Consider the following 23,011-nt stretch of genomic DNA (forward strand, 5'->3'; position numbering starts at 1 on the left):
GCGCGCGTCCCCGGGGCCGGCGCGGACTACTTGCTGAAGCCCGCGGTCAGCCCGCTGATCAGCTGGCGGCGACCCAGGATGTAGAGCGCGAGGATCGGCAGCGCGGAGAGCATCACCGCGGCGAGCACGGCCGGGATGTTGGTCGTGAACTCGCCCTGGTACGCCCACAGCGACAGCGGCAGCACGCGCTTCTCCGAGCTCTGGGTGAGCACCAGCGGGAACAGGAAGCCGTTCCACACCTGGAGGGCGTCGTAGATGCCGACCGTGACCACTGCGGGCTTGGCCAGCGGGAGCACCAGCGAGCGGAACATCTGCCAGTCGCTCGCGCCGTCCACGGTCATCGACTCGTACAGCTCACCGGGCACGTCCCGCAGGAAGTTCGTCAGGATCAGCACCGTGATCGGGATGGCGAAGGCGACCGAGGGCAGGATCAGCGCCCACAGGGTGTCGTACAGGCCCATCTGCACGATGAGGTAGTAGATCGGGATGATCGTGGCCTGCAGCGGGATCGCGATGCCCAGCAGGAACAGCTTCTGGCTGAAGCGCGCCAGGCGGGTCCGGCTGCGGACGATCACGTAGCTGGCCAGCAGCGAGGAGGTCACGACGGCGATGACGGTCACCACCGTCACGACGGTGCTGTTGGCGAAGTAGCGCAGGAAGTCGTTCTCCAGCACGTAGCGGAACGGCTCGAGGGTGAGCTCCGAGGGCAGCGACAGCGGGTTGGAGCTGAAGTAGTCCTCGCGGGGGCGCACGCTGGTGATCACGATGTAGTAGATCGGCACCAGGATGACGAGCAGCCACAGCGTGCCCAGGACGCCGCCGAGGAGGTTGGGATTGCGGTGTCTCATCTCAGGCGCCCTCCATCTGGCTGTCCATCGTGTCCGAGCCCGAGATCTTGTTCAGCCCGAGGGACAGCAGCAGTCCCACCGCGATGAGGAGCACCGCGATCACGCTGGCCGGTCCCATCTGATAAGAGCGGAATCCGGTGAGGTACATGTCCAGCGGCAGCACGCGGGTGGCGTTGCCGGGTCCTCCTCCGGTGAGGATGAAGATCAGGTCGAAATAGGTCAGCGATCCCACCAGCATCAGCGTGGAGCTGGTGACGATCGTGTACTTCAGCTGGGGCAGGGTCACGGTGAAGAACTGCCGCACCCTCCCGGCGCCGTCGAGCATGGCCGCCTCGTACATCGAGCGCGGGATCTGCCGCACCCCGGCCTGGTAGAGCAGGGAGTGGAAGGGCACGAAGGACCAGGAGATCACCATGATCAGCGTGTAGAACGCCAGGTTCGGCGAGCCCAGCCAGTCCAGCCGCAGCCAGTCGACGCCCACGGCGCGGGAGATGCCGAAGTTCGGGTCCAGCAGCGCCTTGAAGGCGATGCCGGTGGCGGCGGCGGAGAACAGCAGCGGCAGGAAGTACAGCACCGAGTACGCCTCGCGGTAGCGCTGGTGGCCCGCCATGAAGGTGCCCAGCAGCAGGCTGAGCGGGAACTGCACGGCGAAGCTCAGCGCCGTCATCGCCAGGGTCAGCCACATCGCGTGGAGCGTGACGGGGTTCTGGAACACCGAGATCCAGGCGTCGATCCCGGCGAACCGGGGCGTGCCCAGGCCGTCCCAGGCGAAGAAGGTCAGGACCACCACGCCGCCCAGGGGCAGGAGGGCGAAGACGCCGAAGAAGGACAGCGCGGGGGCCAGCAGCCAGTTGCTCGGGGCGGTGCGCAGGCGGGAGTGTCGAGCAGTCGTCATGAGGCGAGCGTGGCGTTCATGGCCGCGACGAAGTCCGCGGGCGTCGTCTCGCCGAGGAAGATCTGCGAGAGGTTCGTCAGCAGCTCCTGCGCGGGTGCCGCGGGCAGCGCCTGGTCCCAGGAGAGCTGGAAGTGCGGCGCGGCCAGCACCATGTCATAGGCGAAGGAGAGGAACTCGCCGTCGTCGAGCGCGGCCAGCTGGTCCTCGAGGCCGGTGACGGCGGGGATCGCGCCCATGGCCAGGAAGTCGCCGACCATCTCCTCGTTGAGGTTGAACTCGTTGAGATAGCGGATCGCCAGCTCCTGGACCTCCTCCTCGGCGTCCGCGGAGACGGACCAGAAGTTCGCGGGGTTGCCGACGACGTTGGCGGGGTCTCCCGTGCCGCCGTCGACCGCCGGGAAGTTCAGGAACCCCAGCGAGCCCTCGGCCACGAAGTCCGGGGCGTCCTGCTTGAACGTCCCGTAGACCCAGCTGCCCTGCAGGATCATGGCGGCCTGGCCGGTGTGCACGAGGGCGACGTCGGCCCCGGCGTCCGCGGAGACGGAGCCGAAGGCGTCGCCGAAGGCGCCGGCGTCCACGAGCTCGACGATCCGCTCGAGCGCCGTGGTGAAGGCCGGGTCCGACCAGGCGTCGGCCTCGCCGTCGAGCACCTTCTGGAAGGCGCCCTCGCCGCCGATGCGGTCGGTGAGGTACTGGATGTACATCAGCTCCGGCCAGACGCTCTGCCCGGCCAGGGACAGCGGGGTGATGCCCGCGGCCGAGAAGGTCTCCACCGCGGTCATCAGCTCGTCCCAGGTGGTGGGCGGGGTGACGCCGTGCTCCTCGAAGAGGCCGGTGTGGTAGTAGAGGATCACCGGCTGGGTGTCGTTGTTGGGGACGGCGTACTGCGCCCCGTCGACCTGGCCGACGGAGTTGATCGACTCGATGGAGCGCGACAGCGTGTCGTCGACCCTGCCGCTGAGGTCCACCACGGAGTCGTTGTCGACGTAGTCCGCCAGGGTGCCGCCGGCCCAGCTGAAGATCAGCGTGGGGGCGCTGCCGGAGCCGATCGCGGTGCGGATCTTCTCCTTGTAGGAGTCGTTGGCGAAGAACTCGACGGCGAAGGGGTCCTCCGGGTTGGCCTCCTCCCAGGCGTCGAAGGAGGCCTGGTAGGTGTCCTGCTTGGCGCCCGTGAGCGCCCAGACGGAGAGGCTCGAGGGGGAGCCGCCGCCCCCGGTGGGCTGGGTGCCGCCGCCGCAGGCGCTGAGGGTGCCGAGCGCGGGGGCGGAGAGTCCGAGGGCGGCGAGCGTGGCACGGCGGGTGACGGGCTTCATGGCGGGGCTCCAATGCACGCGGTCGGCTACTTTGCCGAAACTTTTCTGAAAGACCAGAGGGTGATGCCACGGTAGATCTCGTCAGCCGGATCGTCAAGCCCAGGTGGGCGCGCGTCAACGTGGTCGAAACCAGCGGGAGAGGTTCCGACGAGCGGTGGGGGAGCGGTGACGCGGCGGGCGGCGTCGCGTCAGCGGTCCGCGGGCCCGCCGCCCCGCGCTGTCGCGGCGAGGTCCGAGGACGGAGCGGGCACGGGCACAAGGGCGTTCTGCACGCCGGCGATCAGGCCCTCGAGCGGACCGCGGGACCAGGCGGCGGTCGCGGGCCGGGCGGCGACCGGGGGCCGACGGCGCGGGAGGAGGCCGGCCAGCGCCCGCCAGGCCAGGGGCACCACGAGGCCGAGCGCCAGCAGGAGCGCGAGCATCCACCAGTGGTCGTCGCGGGTGAAGGGGTGGCGCACCTGGTACCCGTGCAGCACCAGGACCTGCAGCGAGTACAGCGTCAGGGCCATCGCGCCGGGCGCCGCGAGCGCCTCCACGAGGCCCGTCGGCAGCGCGCGTCCCGGCGGGGAGGACAGCAGGGCCCACAGCGCCAGCAGCACGCCGAGCGCCCCGAGCGCCACCCCGAGCTGCTCCGAGGGGGTGCCGTCGTAGGCGTGGACCCCGTACAGCCCCAGCAGGTTCGGGGCGACGAGCAGGGCGAGCATCCCCGCCAGGGACAGCCCTGCGCACGCCGCGACCCGCGGCCATCGCCGTGGCGGGGCTCCGCGCAGCGCCCGGATCGCGAGCATCCCCAGCAGTGCGCACAGCAGGAATCCGGTCAGGCGGTAGCTGCCGGTGCCGCCCACCAGGCCGAGCACCCGCAGCCCGAGCTCCTCGTCGCCGGGCGCGGTGCGGCCGGCCAGCTGGGCGTGGGCCGCCGGGACCAGCACGGCGAGGCCCGCCGCGAGGGCGGCGGCCAGGGCGAGGTGCCGGGTGCGCAGGCGCGCCAGCGGCAGGCACAGGACCATCAGCACCGCCAGAGGCACCAGGACGATCAGCACCTGGGCCTGGGAGCGGGCCAGCAGCAGCCCGAGGCCGAGGACCAGGACCGCCCGGATCAGCTCGCGCAGCACGAAGCGCCGGCCCGTCTCCCGTGCGCGGTCCCGGGCCAGCTGCGCCCCCGCCCCGACCAGCAGGGCGAACAGCGGCGCGGTGAGGAACTCGCTGACCAGCAGGATCCGTGCCGGGCCGTCGCTCGGAGCGACGTGGGCGATCACCATCAGCACGTAGGCGGCGCCGCGCGCCCAGTCCACGAACGGCAGACGCGCCGCACCGTCCCCGGAGCGGTCCGGGACGGGGCGGCGCATCGGGGGCTCCTCCGCGATCAGGCCGGCGGGGCGGCGGCGAGCACCCGTGCCTGCTCCTGGGCGCGCACCGCGAGCTCGGCCGCCTTGAAGGCGTGCGCCTGGGTCATCGCGTTCTCGGTCCGGTGCAGCACGTCGAGGATGAGGTCGCCGAAGAAGGGATAGCCCACCTGCCCGGAGGCGTTGATGCGGTGCTCGCCCTCCCCGTCCACGAGCAGCACCTGGCCGCCGCCGTTGTCGGTGGTGACGTCGATGTACTTGCGCAGCTCGATGTAGCCCTCGGTGCCGAGGATGAAGGTGCGGCCGTCGCCCCAGGTGCGCAGCCCCGGGGGCGTGAACCAGTCCACCCGCACGTAGCCGGAGGCGCCCGAGCTCAGCGCGATGTGGGCGTCACCGAAGTCGTCGAGCTCGGGATAGGCGGGGTGGCCGAAGTTGCCGATCGCGCTGGAGAGGATCTCCGCATCGGTGGAGCCGGTGAAGGCGAGCATCTGCTCGAAGTTGTGGCTGCCGATGTCGGTGAGGATGCCGCCGTAGCGGCTGCGCTCGTAGAACCAGTCCGGACGGGTGGTGGGGTCGCCGATGCGATGCGGGCCCATGCCCATCACCTGGATGACCTCGCCGATCGCGCCGCGGTCGATGAACTGGCCGGCGAGCACCGCGGCCTCGACGTGGATCCGCTCGGAGTAGTACACGGCGTACTTCTTCCCCGTGCGCTCGACGGCGTCCTTCGCCGCGGCCAGCTGGTCCAGGGTGGTCAGCGGGGTCTTGTCGGTGAAGTAGTCCTTGCCGGCCTCCATCACGCGGATGCCGAGCGCCGCGCGGTCGGCGGGGACCGCGGCGGCGGCGACCAGGTGCACTGCAGGATCGGCGAGCACCTCCTCCTCGCTCGCGGCGACCTTCACCTGCGGGAACTTCTCGGCGAAGGCCGCGGCGCGCTCGGGCTGCGGGTCGTAGACCCACTTCAGCGTGCCGCCGGCGCCCAGCAGGCCCTGGGTCATCCCGCCGATGTGCCCGTGGTCCAGGTGCATCGCGGCGAAGACGAACTCGCCGGGTTCGACCACGGGCTGCGGCATCGGGGCGGGGGCGTAGTCGGCGCCTTCGGAGACGGCCATGGGGTGTCCTTTCGACAGAGGGGAGGGGAACGCGGGGGTGTCTCAGGCGCCGGCGGCGCCGCCGACGGTGATCGGGCCCTCGAGCCCGCCCACCGACGCGGTCTTCTCGAAGAAGTGCGGGGCGCGTTCGACGAGGGTCCCGGTGCGGTAGTACGGGTCCTCGGGCGTGAGCGGGAGGTCGACGGTGCGGCGCTCGATCGCGGCCTGGTAGATCGCCGTGACCAGCTCGACGGCGGCCCGGCCGTCCTCGCCGGCGATCAGGGGCCGGGCGCCGGTGCGGACCGCGGTGATCACGTCGCGCAGCTGGGCGGCGTGGCCGGTGTGCTCGAGGGAGGGCAGGGTCGAGACGAAGTCCTCGAGGTCCTGGCGCACCGCGGCCTCGCCCTCCGCGGTGGGGAAGCCGTTGGGGCGCGAGGACTCGGCGAGCACCTCCCAGGGCTGGGAGACACGGGCGTGCTGGCCCTGCACCTCGATCTGCTGGCGCTGGCCGTGGTGGACCACGGAGCTGGTCAGCTCGGCGAGGCCGCGCTCGTACTGCAGGATCGCCACCGAGAGGTCCTCCACCTCGGCGTTGTCGTGCTGGGCGTTTGTCATCATCGCGACCACGGCCTGCGGGGAGCCGAGCAGCCACAGCAGCAGGTCGATGTGGTGGATGGCGTGGTTGAGGGTGCAGCCGCCGCCCTCCGAGGCCCAGGTGCCGCGCCACCACAGGTCGTAGTAGGACAGTCCGCGCCACCACTCCGAGGCGATGCGCGTGTGGGAGATGGTGCCGAGCTTCCCGGAGTCCAGCACCGCCTTGAGGCGCATCATCTCGTCGCGGAAGCGGTTCTGCGCGATGACCGAGAGGATCTTCCCGCTGCGGCGCTGCGCGTCGATCATCGCGTCGCAGTCCTCGAGCGAGGGTGCCATGGGCTTCTCGACGATGACGTGCACGCCCGCGTCGAGCACCTGGACGGCGTTCGGGCGGTGGGCCGACGGGGGCGTCGTGATCGAGACCAGGTCCAGGTCCTCGGCCTCGAGCATCCGGGTCACGTCGTCGTACACGCGCACGCCGTCCAGGCCGAAGGCCTCCCGCTTCGCCTCCGCCGTCTCGAGGTCGAGGTCGGCGAGCGCGACCAGCCGCACCTCCTCCCCGGCGTCGAGATATGCGGACAGATGCTGGTCGGAGATGGCGCCGGTGCCGATCACCGCGACGTTGAGCATGGGTGCCTTTCGAGCTGGAGGAGGGACGGAGGGGTGGGATGCATCGACGACGACGGACCGCGTCCTCGCGGGTCGGGCGCTCCGGGCCCGGGCGGGGCCACGTGGCCCCCGGTGCCGGGTCCAGGGGGATGCCCTGGAGCCCTAGAAGTGTCCTGCACCACGCTCATGGTGGCAGGGGAGTGCCGCCTGTTGCCAGGCTGCCCAGCAGATGGGCGGTCCCGGGCGCGGGACGCGGGTTGCTAGCGTGAGCGCGTGGACCTGTTCGCGCTGACCTGGTCGGCCCTGCGCTCCGCGGTGGCCGCGTTGCCCGACTCCGCCTTCGCCGAGCCCTCCGGATGCCGGGGCTGGCTGGTGCGGGACCTCGTCGCGCACCTGGTCATCGACGCCCAGGACGTGCTGATCACGCTGGCCACACCCGCGGAGACCGCCCCCACGGACGACGCCCTCAGCTACTGGCGACCGACGCCCGAGCCCCCGGACGGCCAGGATCCGCACGATGCGCTGACCGTGCGCCTCGCCGCGGCCTACGAGGACCCCGGCCTCCTGCGCGACCACCTCGAGGACCTGGGAGCGGCCGCCGAGCGCGCCGCCCGCCTCGCCCACCCGGACCTGCCCGTGACCACCCGCGGCATGACCCTCACGGTCCGCGACTACCTGGGCGCCTATGTGCTCGAGTGGACGTTGCACCACCTCGACCTCGTCGCGCACCTCCCGGCGGGGCTCCGCGCCGAGGCCCCCGAGCCGCCCGCCGAGGGGCTCGCCGCCGCCCGGGACCTGGTCGAGCGGCGCCTGCGGGTGCGCCTGCCCGCCGCCTGGGCCGACGCCGACGCGCTGCGCGTGGCGACCGGCCGCCGCGCCGCCACGGCGGCCGAGCGTGCCGAGCTCGATGCCCTGGGCGTCCGGGGCCGGATGCTCCCCCTGTCCTTCGGCTGAGCGCCGCGGCCCCGGCGCCCGCCTCGAGGTCGGATGTGCCGGGATGCGTGCAGAGAGCGGCACATCCGACATCGGTGCCCCTCGCCCCATCGCCGGGAGCGCCTGCCGCCGTGACCTCGGACAACTCCGCGACCGCACCGCCGGTCCCGGGACTATCGTGGAGCCACGTTCCACACCGCGGTGCCCGCGCTCGATGCGCGCCAGCACGGTGCGAGGTCGCGGGCCCGGGAAAGGCTGAGAGTGATCGACGTCCTCGAGGGGAGCCCTCTGCTCACGCTGTTCCTGGTGGTGGCCACCGGGGCGGTGCTGGGAGCGATCCCCTTCGGCCGGGTCCGCTTCGGTGCCGCCGGGGCGCTGTTCACCGGTCTCGCGCTCTCGGCCCTCGCGCCCGGTCTCGGCGCCGGCATGGACTTCGTGCAGACGCTGGGTCTGGCCCTGTTCGTCTACACCGTCGGCGTCTCCGCCGGAGCGGCGTTCTTCGGCTCCCTGAACCGCCACCTGCCGCTGCTGCTCGCCGCCACGGCGGGGACGGTGGTCGCGGCGATCACCTCCATCATGCTGGGCCACGCGCTGGGTCTGGCCGAGGACCTCACGCTGGGTCTATTCACCGGCGCGCTCACCGCGGCACCGGCCCTGGACGCCGCGGGCCGCCTGACCGGCACCTCCGCCCCCTCGGTGGGCTACGCCTTCGCCTACCCGATCGGCGTGATCATCGGGATCGTGCTGGTCTCCGCCGTGGTGAACCGCCGCTGGCCGGGGCGCCGCGACACCCCCGCGCTCGCCGGGCGGAGCCTGTCCTCGCGCACCGTGCACGTGCTGGATGCCGTGAACCTGCGGGACGTGCCGCCCTGGCACGAGCAGAGGGTGCGCTTCTCCTATCTCCGCCGCGACGGCCGGGTGCGGGTGATCGTGCCCGGAGAGGACCTCCTGGCCGGGGACGAGGTGGTCGCCGTCGGGATGCCGGAGGACGTCGACGCCGTGACCGAGGAGCTCGGCGAGCGCAGCGAGCACCACATCGCCCATGACCGCTCACTGGTGGAGTTCACCCGGCTCACGGTCTCCAACCCGGATCTCGCCTCCCGGTCGATCGCCGAGCTGAACCTCCCGGTGCGCTTCGGCGCGGTCGCCACCCGCGTGCGGCGCGGCGACCTCGAGCTGCTGGCCCGCGACGACCTCGTGCTCGAGCCGGGCGACCGGCTCGCGGTGGTGGTGGACCGGGCGCAGCTCGATGCCGTCCACGACTTCCTCGGCGACTCCGACCGCAAGGCGAGCGAGCTCGACGTCCTCTCCCTGGGCCTCGGGCTGGTGCTGGGTCTGGCCCTGGGCCTGGTCACCGTGCCCATGCCGGGCGGCGGCAGCTTCTCCCTGGGCCCGGCGGCCGGACCGCTGCTGATGGGCATGATGCTGGGCGCGCTGCGCCGCACGGGGCCGGTGGTGTGGGCGCTGCCGGGCACCGCCACCGTGACGCTGCGCCAGCTGGGCCTGCTGCTCTTCCTCGCCGGGCTGGGCCTCACCGCGGGCCCGGATGTCGCCTCCGTGCTCGCCTCTCCGGTTGCGTGGCGCGCGGCGGTGCTCTCCGCGACGGTCGCGGTGCTGGGCTGCGTGACGGTGCTGCTGGCCGCGCGCTGGGCGCTGAACCTCTCCGCCCCGCGCGCGGCCGGCGCCGTCGCCGGCTTCCTCGGGCAGCCCGCCGTCCTCGACGCCGCGAACTCCAAGCGCGCCGACGAGCGCATCGAGGCCGCCTACGCGACCCTCTTCGCCTTCTCCATCGTCGTCAAGATCGTGCTGGTCCCGGTCATCTGGACCCTGTGACGGGCTCGCCCTCGTGGGCCCCGCCACCAGCACGAGGAACGCGACCACCGGCTAGGACTTCTCGCTCGTCGGGCACGGCCGAAGCGAAACAGAGCCAATATTTGAGCCGATGAGGCTTCTCCGAGGTCCACCTGCACGAATATTGGCTCTGAACACCCTGAGCCCGCGCCCCACCGCGGTGAGAACGGTCGTCGCTGTCCCCTGGAGGAGTGCCGTTGCACGGCCGCGGAGGACGACACCACCGCGGGAGGGCCGACAAGACGCCGCGCCGGCGCGAACGCCCCGGCGCGGCCCCCGGAGAGGTCGCTCAGCCCTGCGCGGGCACGCCCTCGGCGGCGACGGCCTCGGGCCGCTCCACCGTGCTCGCGATCTCCACGCGGTGGCCGCTGCGGGCGGAGTCGAGCACCGCATTCATCACCTCGAGCACGTGCTGGCCCAGCTCGCCGCTGGCCCGCAGGCCCTCTCCGCGCGTGGCCATGTCCTGCAGGCCGATGCCGCGTCCGGCCTCGCGGTAGCCGCCGGTCACCGGCAGCGTCTCCCAGTCGGCGCCGCTCAGGCGCCGCACCGCGACGTCGCCGTCGAAGCGGTTGGGGTCCGGGACCGCGAGGGTGCCCTCGGTGCCGTGGACCTCGATCGGGTGCGCCGAGGAGGCGACCGCGTCGAAGCTCATGACGAGGGTGGAGAGGGCACCGCTCTCGTGCACCAGCACCCCGGTGACGTGGGTGTCGGTGGTGACCGGGATGGTCTCGCCCTCGCGGGGACCGGAGCCGATGGTGCGCTCGGAGCGCAGGCGGCTGCCCGCGCCGATCACGGCGGAGACCGGGCCCAGGAGCGTGACCAGGGCGTGGATGTAGTACGGGCCCATGTCCAGCAGGGGCCCGCCGCCGGGCACGTAGTAGAAGTCCGGCTGCGGGTGCCAGCGCTCGTGGCCGGGCGTGACCATGGTGGCCATGGCGGCGACGGGGGCGCCGATGACGCCCTGGTCGATCGCGGTGCGGGCGGTCTGGGTGCCGGTGCCGAGCACGGTGTCCGGGGCGCTGCCGACGAGCACCCCCGCCTCCCGCGCAGCGGCGAGCACCTGCGCGCCCTCCTCGGTGGTCACGGCGAAGGGCTTCTCCGAGTACACGTTCTTGCCCGCCGCGATGGCCTTCAGGTCCACCTCGGCGTGCGCGGCGGGGATGGTGAGGTTCAGGACGGTGTCCACCTCGGGATCCACCAGCAGCTCCTCGACGCTCAGCACCCGCACGCCCTCCCGCCCCTCGACCGCGGCCTCGGCGCGGGAGCGGTCCAGGTCCGCGACCGCGACGAGCTGCACGTCCGGCAGCACGTCGAAGCTGGCCAGGTACTGCTTCGAGATGACGCCGCATCCGATCATGCCGATCCTCATCGGGTCACCCCCTGCGCGGTCGCGGCGTGACCCGGCGCGCGGTGGTCGCCGTAGGGCTGCTCGCTGCCGCGAGCGGCCCACAGCAGTCCCCGCTCGATGATGGTGCGGACGTTCGGATCCTCGAGCACCTCGACGCGGTGGCCGGGGGTCGCGACGAACAGGCGCCCCTTGCCCCACTGGCGGGTCCAGATCGCCGGGGAGGTGATCTCCCGGTCCCAGGCGTCCCAGTCGCGGACCTTCTGCGTGGTGGTGGCGAGCACGTCGATGTAGTCGTCGCACAGCACCCAGTACTGCTCGGTGACCAGGTCGAAGTCGCCGATCCCGGCCGTGATGGGGTGCTCCGCCGCGGCGGGCAGCATGGTCACGGTGTAGGGGACGTAGTTGTCCGACTGCTCCCCGGTGCGCTCGTCCGGGTGCTTGCCCGGGTGGCAGCCGAACTGCCCGCCGATGAGGGTGAGGTAGTCGGAGTTGTTGCGGTAGGAGTCCGCGATGCCGCCGTGCCAGCCAGCCAGGCCGGTTCCGGCCTCGACGGCCGCGCGCAGCCCCTCGAACTCCTCACGCTCGATGGTGTTCATGGTGTTGCACTGGAGGATCAGGTCGACGGTCGCCATGTACTCCGCGTCGGCGTAGATCGCGGGCGACTCCTCGACGCGGACGGTGAAGCCGCTGCTCTCGAGGAAGGGGATGAAGAGGTCCGTGGCCTCGACGGGCTGGTGCCCGTCCCAGCCGCCGCGGACGACGAGTGCGGTGCGGGAGGTGGTCATCGGGTGGCCTCCTGGGAGTCGGTGGTGGTCCATCGGGAGCCGTCGGACGCGGAGGACTCGACGGCGGCGAGGACGCGCTGGACCTGCAGCGCCTCCTCGAAGGAGGGGGAGGGGTCGGTGCCCTCGCCGATCGCGGTGACGAGGTCCGCGATCTGGTGGGTGAAGGTGTGCTCGTAGCCCAGGCCGTGGCCGGTCGGCCACCAGTTGGCGGCGTAGGGGTGCTCCGGCTCGGTGGTGAGGACCCGGGTGAAGCCCTGCCGGCCGGGTGCGGCGGTCGCGTCGTAGACCTCGAGCTCGTTCATCCGCTCGAAGTCGAAGGCGATCGACCCGTCGGAGCCGTTGATCTCCACGCGCATGGCGTTCTTGCGACCCTGCGCCACGCGGGTCGCCTCGAAGGAGCCCAGCACGCCCGACTCGAAGCGGGCCGTGAACAGGGCGACGTCGTCGACCGTGACCGCCTGGCGCTCGCCGGAGGCGTCGCCCTTGCCGCCGAGTCCCTGCGCGGTGCCCGCCGCGGGGCGGGTGGGGACGACGGTCTCCAGCGTGCCGGAGACCTGGGCGATCCGCTGGCCGGAGAGCCACTGCGTGAGGTCGATGATGTGGGCGCCGATGTCTCCCAGCGCCCCCGAGCCGGCCAGCTCCTTGTCCAGGCGCCAGGTCATCGGAGCATCGGCGTCGGAGAGCCAGTCCTGCAGGTACTGGGCGCGGATCTGCCGGATCTCGCCCACGGCGCCCTCGGCCACCAGCTGGCGCGCGTAGGCGAGCGCGGGCGTGCGGCGATAGGAGAACCCGCACAGCGAGCGTGCTCCCCGGGCGCTGGCCGCGGCGGCGGCCTCCGTCATCCGCGCCGAGTCCTCGACGGAGTTCGCCAGCGGCTTCTCGCACAGCACGTGCTTGCCGGCCGCGAGGGCGGCCAGGGCGATCTCGACGTGGGTGTCGCCGGGGGTGCAGATGTCGACCACGTCGATCTCCGGGTCCTCGACGAGGTCCTGCCAGCGGGTGGTGGACTGCGCGAAGCCGTAGCGCTGCGCGGCGTCCTGGACGGCCGAGGCGGTGCGGCCGGCGATCGTGCGCAGCTCGGGCGTGAGCGGCAGGTCGAAGAAGCGGTGGGCGGTGCGCCAGGCATGGGAGTGGGCGGCGCCCATGAAGCCGTAGCCGACCATGCCGATCCGCAGCGGACCGGAGGGAGGATGCGTCGTGGTCATCGGTGAAGCACTGCTCCTGAGAGAAAGTTTCGGTAGAGGGGTCGGGGCGGGCCTCATCGTCCGGGCTGTGGTATCCCTGCTCTCGCGGTCGCCTCATGCCTCCCCGACCAGCAGGTGAGCGCGCGGGGCACCGCTTTCCGGCAGTCCCCGACGATGCGGCGTGCCTCCGGTGCCCACCCTATCGGACCGGATCGGTTGACCACGTCATCCCCGTATCGTACGCTCCCACCACCGAAAGTAGTCGAAAAGATTGCTGAAACTGATCTGGCCCAGCTGCTGCGGAGTGCCGTCGCGAGCGGTCCCGACGTCGTCGTCGGCACCGCTCGCACCGCCGGTCTGGGCCCGCGCGAAGGAGCATCATGACCCTTCCCCTGTGGAACGACCGGGGCCGCAGCACCGACGAGCGCGTCGAGGCGCTGCTCGCCGCGATGACGCTCGAGGAGAAGACCGCCCAGCTGGGCAGCTACTGGAAGCGCCCTGCTCTCAGGGACGCCGAGGGCTTCGCTCCGATGCAGTCCACCTTCGAGGAGGGCCGTGATCCCTTCGAGGCGGCGGTGACCACCGGGCTGGGGCACCTCACCCGTCCCTACGGGAGCGCGCCGATGACCCCGGAGGAGGGGGTGGCGAACCTGCGCGGCATGCAGCAGGCAGTGGTCGACGGCTCCCCGCACGGCGTGCCCGCGCTGGTCCACGAGGAGTGCCTGACCGGGCTCATGGCCCACGGCGCGACCACCTATCCCGCCGCGATCGCCTGGGGCGCCAGCTTCGACCCCGCCCTGATCGGGGAGATGGCGCGGCGGATCGGGGCCGACATGCGGGCGATCGGCGCCCACATGGGGCTCGCGCCGGTCCTGGACGTGGTGCGCGACTACCGCTGGGGACGCATCGAGGAGACGATGGGGGAGGACCCCTATCTCACCGGCACGCTGGCGACCGAGTACGTGCGCGGGCTGCAGTCCGAGGGCGTCATCGCCACGCTCAAGCACTTCGCCGGCCACGCCGCCTCCCGCGCGGGCCGGAACCACGCCCCGGTCTCCATCGGGCAGCGCGAGCTGCAGGACGTGGACCTGGTGCCCTTCGAGATGGCCGTGCGCCACGGCGAGGTGGGCGCGGTGATGAACTCCTACGCGGACCTCGACGGCGTCCCGCCCGCCGCGAATCGCTGGCTGCTCACCGAGCTGCTCCGGGAGGCCTGGGGCTTCGAGGGCACCGTGGTCGCCGACTACTGGGCGGTGAGCTTCCTGCAGTCGATGCACCGCGTGGTCGAGGACGATCGGGCCGCGGCGATCGCCGCGCTGAGCGCGGGCCTGGACATCGAGCTGCCCGAGGCGACGGCCTTCCCCCACCTCGTCGAGGCCGTCCGGGACGGGGGTCTCGACGAGGCGCTGCTCGACACCGCCGTGCGCCGGATCCTGCGCCAGAAGGTGGAGCTGGGACTGCTGGACCCGGAGTTCGACGCCTCCCGGACCGGCGAGGCGATCGACCTCGATCCCGCCGACGCTCGCGCGCTCGCGCGCCGCATGGCGGAGGAGTCGATCATCCTGCTGGACAATCCCCACGGCCTGCTCCCGCTGGGAGATCCATCGGCCGACGGGCGGGCGCCGTCCTCGATCGCCCTGATCGGCCCGGCCGCCGTGCAGCCGCGGAGCTTCCTGGGCTGCTACAGCTTCACCAACCACGTGCTCTCGCGCCTCGAGGACGCCGGCACCTCCGTCGCCGTGCCCTCCCTGGCCGAGGCGCTCGCCGCCGAGTTCCCCGGGACCCGTCTGGCCACCGTCGCCGGCACCGGCTTCACCGACCCCGGCACCGAGGGCATCGCCGAGGCGGTGGAGGCGGCCCGCGGCGCCGAGCTCGCCGTGCTCGGGGTCGGCGATCTCGCCGGCCTGTTCGGCGCCGGCACCTCCGGGGAGGGCTGCGATGTCGAGAGTCTCGCCCTGCCCGGGGCCCAGCACGAGCTCGTCGAGGCCGTCCTCGCGACCGGTACGCCGGTGGTGCTCGTCGTCCTCAGCGGACGGCCGTACGCGCTGGGCGCGTACCACGGCCGAGCCCGCGCGATCCTCCAGGCCTTCATGCCGGGGGAGGAGGGCGCGAGCGCCCTGGCCGGAGTGCTCTCCGGCCGCGTGAACCCCTCGGGGCGCCTCCCCGTCGGCATCCCGGACGGGGTGGGCGGCCAGCCGGGCACCTATCTCTCCCCCGTGCTGGCCTGGGAGAGCGACGGCATCTCGGCCCTCGACCCCAAGCCGCTGTTCCCCTTCGGCCACGGGCTCGGCTACGCCCGCATCGAGTGCTCCGACCTGCAGCTCTCCGCGACCTCGATCCCCGCCGACGGGACGGTCGAGGTCTCGGCGACCGTCACCAACCACTCCGCCCGCGGCGGCAAGGAGGTCGTCCAGCTCTACCTCAGCGACCCCGTGGCCAGCGTGGTGCGGCCGCTGAAGCGACTGGTCGGCTTCGCCAAGGTGGATCTGCCCGCCGGCGCGAGCGCGCGCGTGACCTTCTCGCTGCACGCCGATCGCACCTCCTTCACGGGCGCGGACCTCCGGCGCATCGTCGAGCCGGGGGAGCTGCGCGTGCGCGTGGGCACCTCGAGCGAGGACACGCGGCTGGAGGGGGTCTTCCATGTCCAGGGGCCGACGCGGACGATCCCGCCGGGCGGTGCCGAGCTGCGGACCCCGGTGCAGGTCGCCCCGATCGATGCCCCGGCGCCGGCCGCGCCGCAGGGGGCGACCGTGGGCGCCACGCCGAGCGGGAGGCCCTGACCACGGATCGACGTGGAGCGCCCGGCCGGAGGACCCTCCGGCCGGGCGCTCAGCGCTGCGTGCGGGGAGCCTCGGCGTCGGCGCTCGCGGCCACGACAGCGGTGGCATCGCTTTCGGCCCCGCCCGGAGCGGCGACGAACTGCTCGGTGATCAGCTGGGCGACAGGCCGCTCGGAGGCCCACAGGGCGAGCGCCAGCAGGGACGCCGCGACCGGGAGCAGGAACTCCCCGACGACGAGGAGGATCCCCAGGGTCAGCACGCCCAGAGAGAGCAGGGCGAGGGTGCTCAGCGGTCGCGTGAGCAGTGTGAAGACGGTCAGACGGTAGACGTCGCGGACGCGGAAGGTGAAGCGGGAGACGATCGACAGTCCACGGAGCAGGATCAGCAGGCTCAGGCCCCCCAGGACGAGGAGCGTCGCGCGGAGCGCTCCGGCGCCGGCGGGCTCCCACGAGGCGAGCTGGAGGGAGACGAGCGCGAGGAGGGCGAGGAGCGGGCCCCCGACGCGCAGGCTCTCGAGCACCGTGGCCCGATACCCGCGGAGGTACTGCCGGGCGGGCTCCAGCTCGCCCTCGGGCTCGGCGCGCCAGCGGTGCACGGCGTGCAGGGCGGCCGTGGCCGCCGGCAGCAGCGGCAGCGCGGCGAGGACGAACAGCACCGGGCTCAGGGGTCCGGGCTGCAGCAGCAGCCACACCACGACCGTCGGCGTCGCGCTCAGCGCGATCATCACGTCGACCACCAGGAACCAGTACAGGCCCTCGGCGATCTCGAGGAAGAAGCCGCGGCGGCGAGAGGCGGGCGTCATAGGTCCTCCTGGGGTGATGCCGGGCAGGAGCCGGCCGGCGGTGACACCCATCCTGGCCGAAAGTTTCGAGCTCTGTCCAGGGGATGTTGCAGGACTGTGACCTCTCCGGAGGAGGTCGCATGGTGGCAGGCGTGACGACCCGGGCAGGGTATTGCCAGGTCAGACACGAGAACGAGTATCGCGGTCGGTTCTCTGGCGTTGCTCAGGGGAATGCTTGACCCGGACCACAGTGCCCGCTAGGTTGAGCGACAGAACGAAAGCTTGACGAAAATTGCGGCAACTCGAGCAGCACAGTCGCTCGCTCGAGAGCCGCGGTGGACTCCCGTCCTCGGGAGCCCCGGGCCGTCGGCGTCACAGGGTGAGCGCCGGGGGCCGCGGCCTTCCCGGAGGGTCTCCTCGACCGAGGGGACGCCGAGCTCCCTCGGCTCCCGGAGGCCCCTGCAGCACCGATTCCCCCGCTTCGCCCTTCGCCGCACCATCCGGTCCGGCACCGAACTCGATGAGGAGACGGCCATGTCGATGCCCCGCCCCTTCCCCTTCACCACCACCCGACGGAGCTTCGTCGGCCTGTCCGCCGCCGCCTTCAGCACCGTGGCGCTGGCCTCCTGCAGCTCCGGCGGGGCCTCCGGCTCCGGCGAGGACGTGGACCTGGAGACGCAGAACGTCGGCGCGATGGAGGACTACGCGGCCGATACCCAGTTCACGGCCACCGAGCCCATGGAGGTCGGCATCCTGTGGACCGACTGGCCCGACGTCCCGGTCGAGGACACCTGGCGGATCTTCGAGCACATCAAGGAGCTGACGAACGTCGAGCTGACGCTCACGCACATCCCGTTCAGCGATCACACGGAGAAGCGCAGCCTCCTCATCAGCGCCGGCGACGCCCCCACCCTCATCCCGCTGGTCTACACCGGGGAGGACTCGCCCTTCGTCTCCTCCGGGGCGGTGGTGCCCATGAGCGACTACGTCGAGCACATGCCGAACTTCCAGAAGTACGTCGAGGAGTGGGAGCTCGGCGAGATGATCGACAACATCAAGCAGGCCGACGGCAAGTACTACATGCTGCCGGGCCTGCAGGAGGTCTCCGTCCCCGTCTTCAGCCTCGTGGTCCGCAAGGACGTCTTCGACGACGTCGCCGGCGGCGTGCCCACCACCTGGGAGGAGCTGCACGACGCGCTCCTGCTCATCAAGGAGGAGTACCCCGACTCCACGCCGCTGGCGGACGGCTTCGAGGCCCAGTCGATGCTCAACTACGCCGCCCACGGCTTCGGCACGATCGCCGGCTGGGGCTTCGGTGACGGTCGGATCGACGGCGACGGCGACGAGCTCGTCTACGCCGCGACCACCGACGGGTACAAGCAGCTGGTCGAGTACTTCCGCACCCTCGTCGAGGAGGGCCTGCTGGACCGCGAGTCCCTCACCGCCTCGAACGACGGCAGCGGTGCCGCGGGGGTCGACGAGAAGTTCGCGAACGAGCTCTGCTTCGCCGCCTCCGGCTCCTCCGGCACCGCGATCGAGTTCGCCCAGGCGCTGAACGAGACCGTCGGTGAGGGGAACTTCGAGGTGACCCTCATCCCGCCGCCGGCGGGCATCGCCGGCGAGGTGGTCGAGCCGCGGAACTTCTGGCACGGCTTCATGCTCAGCTCCTCGATCCTGGAGTCGGAGAACTTCCTGGCCACGCTGCAGTTCGTCGACTGGCTCTACTTCAACCCCGAGGCGCGCGAGATGCTGCGCTGGGGCGAGAGGGACGTGAACTACACCAAGGCCGAGGACGGCACCATCGAGCTGATGGACGAGTTCTCGCTGGACGACATGTCGATCAACTCCGGCGCGGAGACCGATATCAAGATCGACCTGGGGTTCTCCACCTTCCCGTCGGAGTCCACCGAGTCCCGCGCGCTCAAGGAGTCCTACAACACCCCCGCCTTCGTCCAGTACATCGACGACGTGCTCACCACGCGCACCCCGCGCGACCCGATCCCCCCGGCACCGCTGGACCAGACGGAGCTCGAGCAGGCCTCGCTCATGGCGACGCCGCTCAAGGATGCCGTGGACACGGCGACGCTGCAGTTCATCATGGGCGAGCGCGACATGGAGGAGTGGGACGCCTTCCTCGGCGAGCTCGACGCCGCCGGCCTGCCCCGCTACATGGAGCTGATCAACGGCGCCCGCCAGCGCTTCGTCGAGGCGAACGGATGAGCGCCCACCCCGCGGCGCCCGGGAGGGAGGTGCGCCCATGACCACGACGGAGACGACGCCGACCCCCGCGGCGACGTCACGCTCGCGGCCGGCCCTGACGCGCCGGCCAGGCGGGTGGCGACGTGCCCTCAAGCGCGACTGGCCGCTGTACTCCCTGGCCGTCGCGCCGCTGATCTTCCTCGCGATCTTCCGCTACATCCCCATGCTCGGGAATGTCATCGCGTTCCGGCGCTTCCAGCCGGGCGGGAGCATCTTCGGCGAGGAATGGGTGGGGATGCTCTACGTGGACATGTTCATCCACGACCCCGCCTTCTGGCACGTGTTCGCGAACACCGCGATCATCGGCGGGCTGACCCTGGTGGTCTGCTTCCCGCTGCCGATCATCCTCGCGCTCATGCTCAACGAGGTGCGCCGCACCCACTTCAAGCGGGTCGTCCAGTCGATCAGCTATCTGCCGCACTTCCTGTCGGTCGTGATCGTGGTGGGCATGGTCTATCAGCTGCTCTCCCTGCACGGCACGGTGAACCAGATCGTCGAGGCCTTCGGCGGGGACCCCGTCCTCTTCCTCCAGCGCCCCGAATGGTTCCGCTTCATCTATGTGGCCTCCGAGGCCTGGCAGACGGTGGGCTGGGGCACGATCCTGTACCTCGCGGCGCTCACCGCGGTGGACGACGCCCTCTACGAGGCGGCGCGGATCGACGGGGCGAACCGCTGGCAGCAGACCTGGCACGTGACGATCCCGGGGATCCGGCCCACGATGGTCACCCTGCTGATCCTCAACATCGGCAACTTCCTCAACGTCGGGTTCGAGAAGGTCCTGCTGCTGTACAACCCCATGACCTATGAGACGGCGGACGTCATCTCGACCTACCTGTACCGGGTGGGCCTGGTGTCGAACAATCTCAGCTATGCGGCGGCCATCGGCCTCTTCCAGGCGATCATCGGATTCGCCATGGTCATGACCGCCAACTACATCTCGAAGCGATTGGTGGGGACGAGCCTGTGGTGATCGATGCGATGGCGCAGGACGCGCCCCGGCGGGCGCCGGTGACGCCCAAGGGCTCCAGGATCAAGGACTCCACCGCGTACAAGGTGTTCACGGTGGTCAACACCGTCGCGCTGCTGCTGCTGTGCGCGACGATGCTCTACCCGTTCCTCATGCTGCTCGCGCAGTCCTTCAGCTCGGCGGCGGCGATCAACGCCGGCCAGGTGAACCTCCTGCCGGTGGATGTCAACCTGGACACCTATCGGGCGGTCGCGAACAACGGGGCCTTCTGGCGCAGCTACGGCAACACCGTGGTGTACACGGTCATCGGCACCGCGATCGCGATGACGCTGACCACGACCTACGCCTTCGTGCTGTCGAAGAAGCACCTGCGGGGGCGCGGTCTCCTCATCGGGATCGCGGTGTTCACGATGTTCTTCAACGGCGGCATCGTGCCCAACTACGTACTCATCTCCTCGCTGGGGATGAAGAACACGATGTGGGCGGTGATCCTGCCGCCGGCGCTGTCGGTGTTCAACCTGCTGGTCATGAAGGCCTTCTTCGAGAACCTCCCGACGGAGCTCGAGGAGGCGGCGCACATCGACGGGCTCACCTGGTTCGGCATCTTCTTCCGGATCGTGCTGCCGCTGTCCAAGGCGGTCATCGCGACGATGGTGCTCTTCTACTCGGTGCAGTACTGGAACGACTGGTTCGGGGCGTTCCTCTATCTCACCGAGACGGACCTGTTCCCGGTGACGCTGTTCCTGCGGAACCTCATCGCGGGCGCCTCGACGGCGGCCTCCGAGGGGGCGGCGGCCTCCGGCGGCAGCGCCGCCGATCTCAACGCGAACATCCAGTCCGTGACGATGATCCTGATCCTGATCCCCATCCTGTGCGTGTATCCGTTCGTGCAGCGGTACTTCGTCTCGGGGATCATGCTCGGCTCGGTCAAGGGCTGAACCGGCTGACGCGACCGACGGTCGGTCACGAAAGTTTCTGGACTAGGCTGGAGCGCGACCGGACGTGCGCTCCGGCCGTGCCCTCGTGCGCGTGCCGAGGGCGGGAGGACGAGGTGAGGTGATGGCGATGAGCGAGCCGGGTGGGACGCAGAACCGCGTCACCCTCAAGGACGTCGCGGAGCGGGCCGGGGTCTCCATGGCCACCGCGTCCAAGGTGATGAACGGGCGGGCCGACGTCCGCGACAGCACGCGAGCCACCGTCTCCGAGGCGGCCAGCGAGCTGGGATACCAGCCCAAGCGCCGGGAGGAGGACCGGCGGCGTGCCGTGCTCATCCACTTCGACACCCTCACCAGCCCCTACTCCCTGCAGGTGCTCGAAGGGGCGGAGAAGGCGGCGCACCGGGCGGACGTGGACCTCGTCGTCGTCAGCGGCGACCAGACCTCCGAGGGCGTCTCGCGGGCGTGGATGGTGGAGGCCGCCTCCCGCGGCGTCGAGGGGGTCGTCCTCGTCACCACCCCGATCAACGCCCGCCATGCCCGCTGGAGCCGCGACCTCTCGCTGCCGCTGATCGCCATCGACCCCGTCACCGTCGAGCCGGACGTCCAGGGCATCGTCACGATCTCCGCCACCAACTGGGAGGGCGGCAGCACCGCCGTCCAGCACCTGGTGGACCTGGGGCACCGCCGGATCGGGGTGCTCGCAGGGCCGGACGACTCCGTCCCCGCCCGGCAGCGCCTCCACGGATACCACTCCGCCCTCGGCCAGGCCGGGATCCGCCCCGAGCGGGCCCTCATCGAGCACGGCAACTTCTCCTACGAGGACGGTCAGAGCGGTGCCGAGCGCCTGCTGGCGCTGCCCGAGCCGCCCACGGCGATCTTCGCCGTCGCGGACACCCTCGCCGTCGGCGCGCTGCGCGCCGCCCGGCAGCGCCGGATCGAGATCCCCGAGCAGCTCAGCGTGGTCAGCTTCGACGACACGATGATCGCGCAGTGGACGCACCCGCAGCTCACGGCCGTGCGGCAGCCGCTGTTCTCCATGGGGCAGGTCGCCATCGAGCGGGTCCTGGCCCTGTCCTCGGACGCGGGGCTGTTCGCCCATCCCTTCAAGCTCGAGACCCACCTCATCGAGCGCGAGTCGACGGCCCCGCCGGCCTGATCCGCGTGATGGCCCGCCGCGCTCAGCGCAGGCGCGGGATCCAGGCGCCGGGATCCTCGAACACCGGCTGCAGGGCGGCGCGCGCCGCCCCGTGCAGGGCCGGGTCCGCGAGGCCGTCGGAGCGTTCGATCGCGATCGGTCCGATGTCCGCCGCGAGGGCGTGGGCCTCGACGGTCTCCCGGACCACCGGGGCGATCTCCTCGGCGATCGGGGAGAGGTAGCCCGAGAGCACCACGGTGGACAGGTCCAGGACGTTCAGCGCGTTCGCGATCGCGATCCCGAGGCTGCGGCCGATGGTGCCGATCACCTCGGTGCGCGAGGCGCTGCGGGCCAGGGCGTCCACGAGGCCCTCGAGGGGGACCTCGGGGCCCAGCCCGGCCTGGCTGCGCAGGGCGTGCGCGGAGATATAGGCCTCGAGGCAGCCGCGCCGGCCGCAGCGGCACAGCGCACCCCCGGGGGCGACCACCGTGTGCCCGAACTCGCCCGCCCAGCCGTGCAGGCCGTCCAGGAGCGTGCCGCCCAGCACCACGGCGCCGCCCACGCCCGTCGAGCCGCGCACGTAGACGAAGGACTCGCCGGGCCGGTGGTCGATCTCGGTGAGCACCGAGAGCCGGTTGTCGTTCTGGGCGCGGACGCCCACTCCGGCCAGCTCCTCACGCTCCGCGAGCGCGCGCAGGAAGGGGACGTCGACCCAGCCCAGGTTCGGTGCCGAGAGCACCCGCCCGTCCCCGGGGGAGATACGGCCGGGCACCGCGGCGACCACCCCGGTCAGGGGCAGGCGGGGCACCTGGGCGCGCAGCGCGGCCACGAGCTCGGCGCACTGCGCGACGACCTCCGCGGGGCGCTGCGCGGCGACATCCGCCCGGACCTCGCGCCGGGCGATCTCCCGGCCGGCCAGGTCGGTGCCCAGGCAGGAGAGGCGGTCGGCGGCGATCTCGAGCCCGATCGCGAGCAGGGTCCCCTCGGCCGGCTGCAGCGGGACCATCGGCCGTCCGGTGCCTCCGGAGAGGGGCGTGCCCTCCTGGACGAGCTCGGCGTCGATGAGCTCCTCGACCAGCTTCGACACGGTGGGTTTGGTGAGCCCGGTGAGCTTCGCCAGGCCTGCGCGGGAGGTGGGCGCCGAGGAGGTCGCGAGGGCGCGGAGGATCGCGGAGAGGTTGTGCTCTCGCAGATGGGTGGACTGCATCGGGACTCCTGACGCCGAGGGGGATCGACCCGTCGGGCTGTGCAGGACAGGGTGGCACGTCCCGGTTAGTAACGGAAACTTACTAAGGGTGCTAGGCTCGGTGGCGACCCTGGCACACCACCAGCCGCGGGCACCGCCCGCGCGATCCTC

The 23,011-nt window shown here is 71.6% G+C and carries 18 protein-coding genes; 7 read left to right on the forward strand and 11 right to left on the reverse strand.

Translation table 11 applies throughout. The features are described from left to right. Positions 1 to 26 precede the first annotated feature (26 nt). The 6 genes from CXH06_RS00465 to CXH06_RS00490 all read right to left on the reverse strand — a co-directional run bounded on the left by CXH06_RS00465 (position 27) and on the right by CXH06_RS00490 (position 6,714). Positions 27 to 848, reverse strand: coding sequence for a carbohydrate ABC transporter permease (locus tag CXH06_RS00465; protein WP_114853186.1), 822 nt, complete (start codon positions 846 to 848; stop codon positions 27 to 29). Position 849: 1 nt separating this feature from the next. Continuing rightward, positions 850 to 1,743, reverse strand: a complete 894-nt coding sequence (locus CXH06_RS00470) for a carbohydrate ABC transporter permease (protein WP_114853187.1) — start codon at positions 1,741 to 1,743, stop codon at positions 850 to 852. Beyond that, complete coding sequence (locus CXH06_RS00475) at positions 1,740 to 3,056, reverse strand: extracellular solute-binding protein (protein ID WP_114853188.1); 1,317 nt, start codon at positions 3,054 to 3,056, stop codon at positions 1,740 to 1,742. Before CXH06_RS00475 ends, CXH06_RS00470 begins: the two co-directional genes overlap by 4 nt. Positions 3,057 to 3,244: 188 nt before the next feature. Beyond that, complete coding sequence (locus CXH06_RS00480; protein ID WP_114853189.1) at positions 3,245 to 4,402, reverse strand: hypothetical protein; 1,158 nt, start codon at positions 4,400 to 4,402, stop codon at positions 3,245 to 3,247. Between the two features lie 17 nt (positions 4,403 to 4,419). Continuing rightward, positions 4,420 to 5,511: a Gfo/Idh/MocA family protein gene (locus CXH06_RS00485; protein ID WP_114853190.1), complete on the reverse strand. Its 1,092-nt coding sequence runs from the start codon at positions 5,509 to 5,511 to the stop codon at positions 4,420 to 4,422. Positions 5,512 to 5,553: 42 nt separating this feature from the next. Then, positions 5,554 to 6,714, reverse strand: a complete 1,161-nt coding sequence (locus CXH06_RS00490; RefSeq protein WP_114853191.1) for a Gfo/Idh/MocA family protein — start codon at positions 6,712 to 6,714, stop codon at positions 5,554 to 5,556. A gap of 252 nt (positions 6,715 to 6,966) precedes the next feature. On the opposite strand from CXH06_RS00490, the gene CXH06_RS00495 reads away from it, so the two are divergent. After that, a complete protein-coding gene (locus CXH06_RS00495; protein ID WP_114853192.1) occupies positions 6,967 to 7,647 on the forward strand; it encodes a maleylpyruvate isomerase N-terminal domain-containing protein in 681 nt (226 codons plus the stop codon). Between the two features lie 240 nt (positions 7,648 to 7,887). Further along, the gene (locus CXH06_RS00500) at positions 7,888 to 9,459 is read left to right on the forward strand and encodes an aspartate:alanine exchanger family transporter (protein ID WP_114853193.1); all 1,572 of its coding nucleotides are present in this window, start codon (positions 7,888 to 7,890) and stop codon (positions 9,457 to 9,459) included. A gap of 307 nt (positions 9,460 to 9,766) precedes the next feature. On the opposite strand, the gene CXH06_RS00505 is transcribed toward CXH06_RS00500, so the two are convergent. The 3 genes from CXH06_RS00505 to CXH06_RS00515 are packed head-to-tail and all read right to left on the reverse strand — an operon-like array spanning position 9,767 to position 12,815. Then, the gene (locus tag CXH06_RS00505; protein ID WP_114853194.1) at positions 9,767 to 10,846 is read right to left on the reverse strand and encodes a Gfo/Idh/MocA family protein; all 1,080 of its coding nucleotides are present in this window, start codon (positions 10,844 to 10,846) and stop codon (positions 9,767 to 9,769) included. Continuing rightward, a complete protein-coding gene (locus tag CXH06_RS00510) occupies positions 10,843 to 11,610 on the reverse strand; it encodes a ThuA domain-containing protein (RefSeq protein ID WP_114853195.1) in 768 nt (255 codons plus the stop codon). The genes CXH06_RS00505 and CXH06_RS00510 overlap by 4 nt, the downstream gene beginning before the upstream one ends. Further along, entirely contained in the window at positions 11,607 to 12,815 is a 1,209-nt protein-coding gene (locus CXH06_RS00515; RefSeq protein WP_114853196.1) for a Gfo/Idh/MocA family protein, read from the reverse strand. Before CXH06_RS00515 ends, CXH06_RS00510 begins: the two co-directional genes overlap by 4 nt. A gap of 359 nt (positions 12,816 to 13,174) precedes the next feature. Here CXH06_RS00515 and CXH06_RS00520 point away from each other — a divergent pair, with 359 nt between their 5' ends. Then, a complete protein-coding gene (locus tag CXH06_RS00520; protein ID WP_114853197.1) occupies positions 13,175 to 15,574 on the forward strand; it encodes a glycoside hydrolase family 3 N-terminal domain-containing protein in 2,400 nt (799 codons plus the stop codon). A 49-nt stretch (positions 15,575 to 15,623) separates the two neighbouring features. On the opposite strand, the gene CXH06_RS00525 is transcribed toward CXH06_RS00520, so the two are convergent. After that, a complete protein-coding gene (locus CXH06_RS00525) occupies positions 15,624 to 16,376 on the reverse strand; it encodes a hypothetical protein (RefSeq protein WP_198683976.1) in 753 nt (250 codons plus the stop codon). 513 nt (positions 16,377 to 16,889) lie between these two features. Here CXH06_RS00525 and CXH06_RS00530 point away from each other — a divergent pair. The 4 genes from CXH06_RS00530 (at position 16,890) to CXH06_RS00545 (ending at position 21,675) form a co-directional block, all read left to right on the forward strand. Continuing rightward, positions 16,890 to 18,575 (forward strand): extracellular solute-binding protein, encoded by a 1,686-nt coding sequence (locus CXH06_RS00530; protein WP_114853198.1) that lies wholly within the window; start codon positions 16,890 to 16,892, stop codon positions 18,573 to 18,575. A gap of 37 nt (positions 18,576 to 18,612) precedes the next feature. Further along, positions 18,613 to 19,584, forward strand: a complete 972-nt coding sequence (locus CXH06_RS00535; protein WP_157975533.1) for a sugar ABC transporter permease — start codon at positions 18,613 to 18,615, stop codon at positions 19,582 to 19,584. An 8-nt stretch (positions 19,585 to 19,592) separates the two neighbouring features. Beyond that, positions 19,593 to 20,519: a carbohydrate ABC transporter permease gene (locus CXH06_RS00540; RefSeq protein ID WP_114853450.1), complete on the forward strand. Its 927-nt coding sequence runs from the start codon at positions 19,593 to 19,595 to the stop codon at positions 20,517 to 20,519. 127 nt (positions 20,520 to 20,646) lie between these two features. Continuing rightward, positions 20,647 to 21,675: a LacI family DNA-binding transcriptional regulator gene (locus tag CXH06_RS00545; protein ID WP_114853451.1), complete on the forward strand. Its 1,029-nt coding sequence runs from the start codon at positions 20,647 to 20,649 to the stop codon at positions 21,673 to 21,675. 22 nt (positions 21,676 to 21,697) lie between these two features. Here the strand turns inward: CXH06_RS00545 and CXH06_RS00550 are convergent, their stop codons facing one another. Beyond that, the gene (locus CXH06_RS00550; protein WP_114853199.1) at positions 21,698 to 22,861 is read right to left on the reverse strand and encodes an ROK family transcriptional regulator; all 1,164 of its coding nucleotides are present in this window, start codon (positions 22,859 to 22,861) and stop codon (positions 21,698 to 21,700) included. Between the last annotated feature and the right edge of the window lie 150 nt (positions 22,862 to 23,011).

It is taken from the genome of Brachybacterium sp. YJGR34 (assembly GCF_003347015.1).
Lineage (GTDB): Bacteria > Actinomycetota > Actinomycetes > Actinomycetales > Dermabacteraceae > Brachybacterium.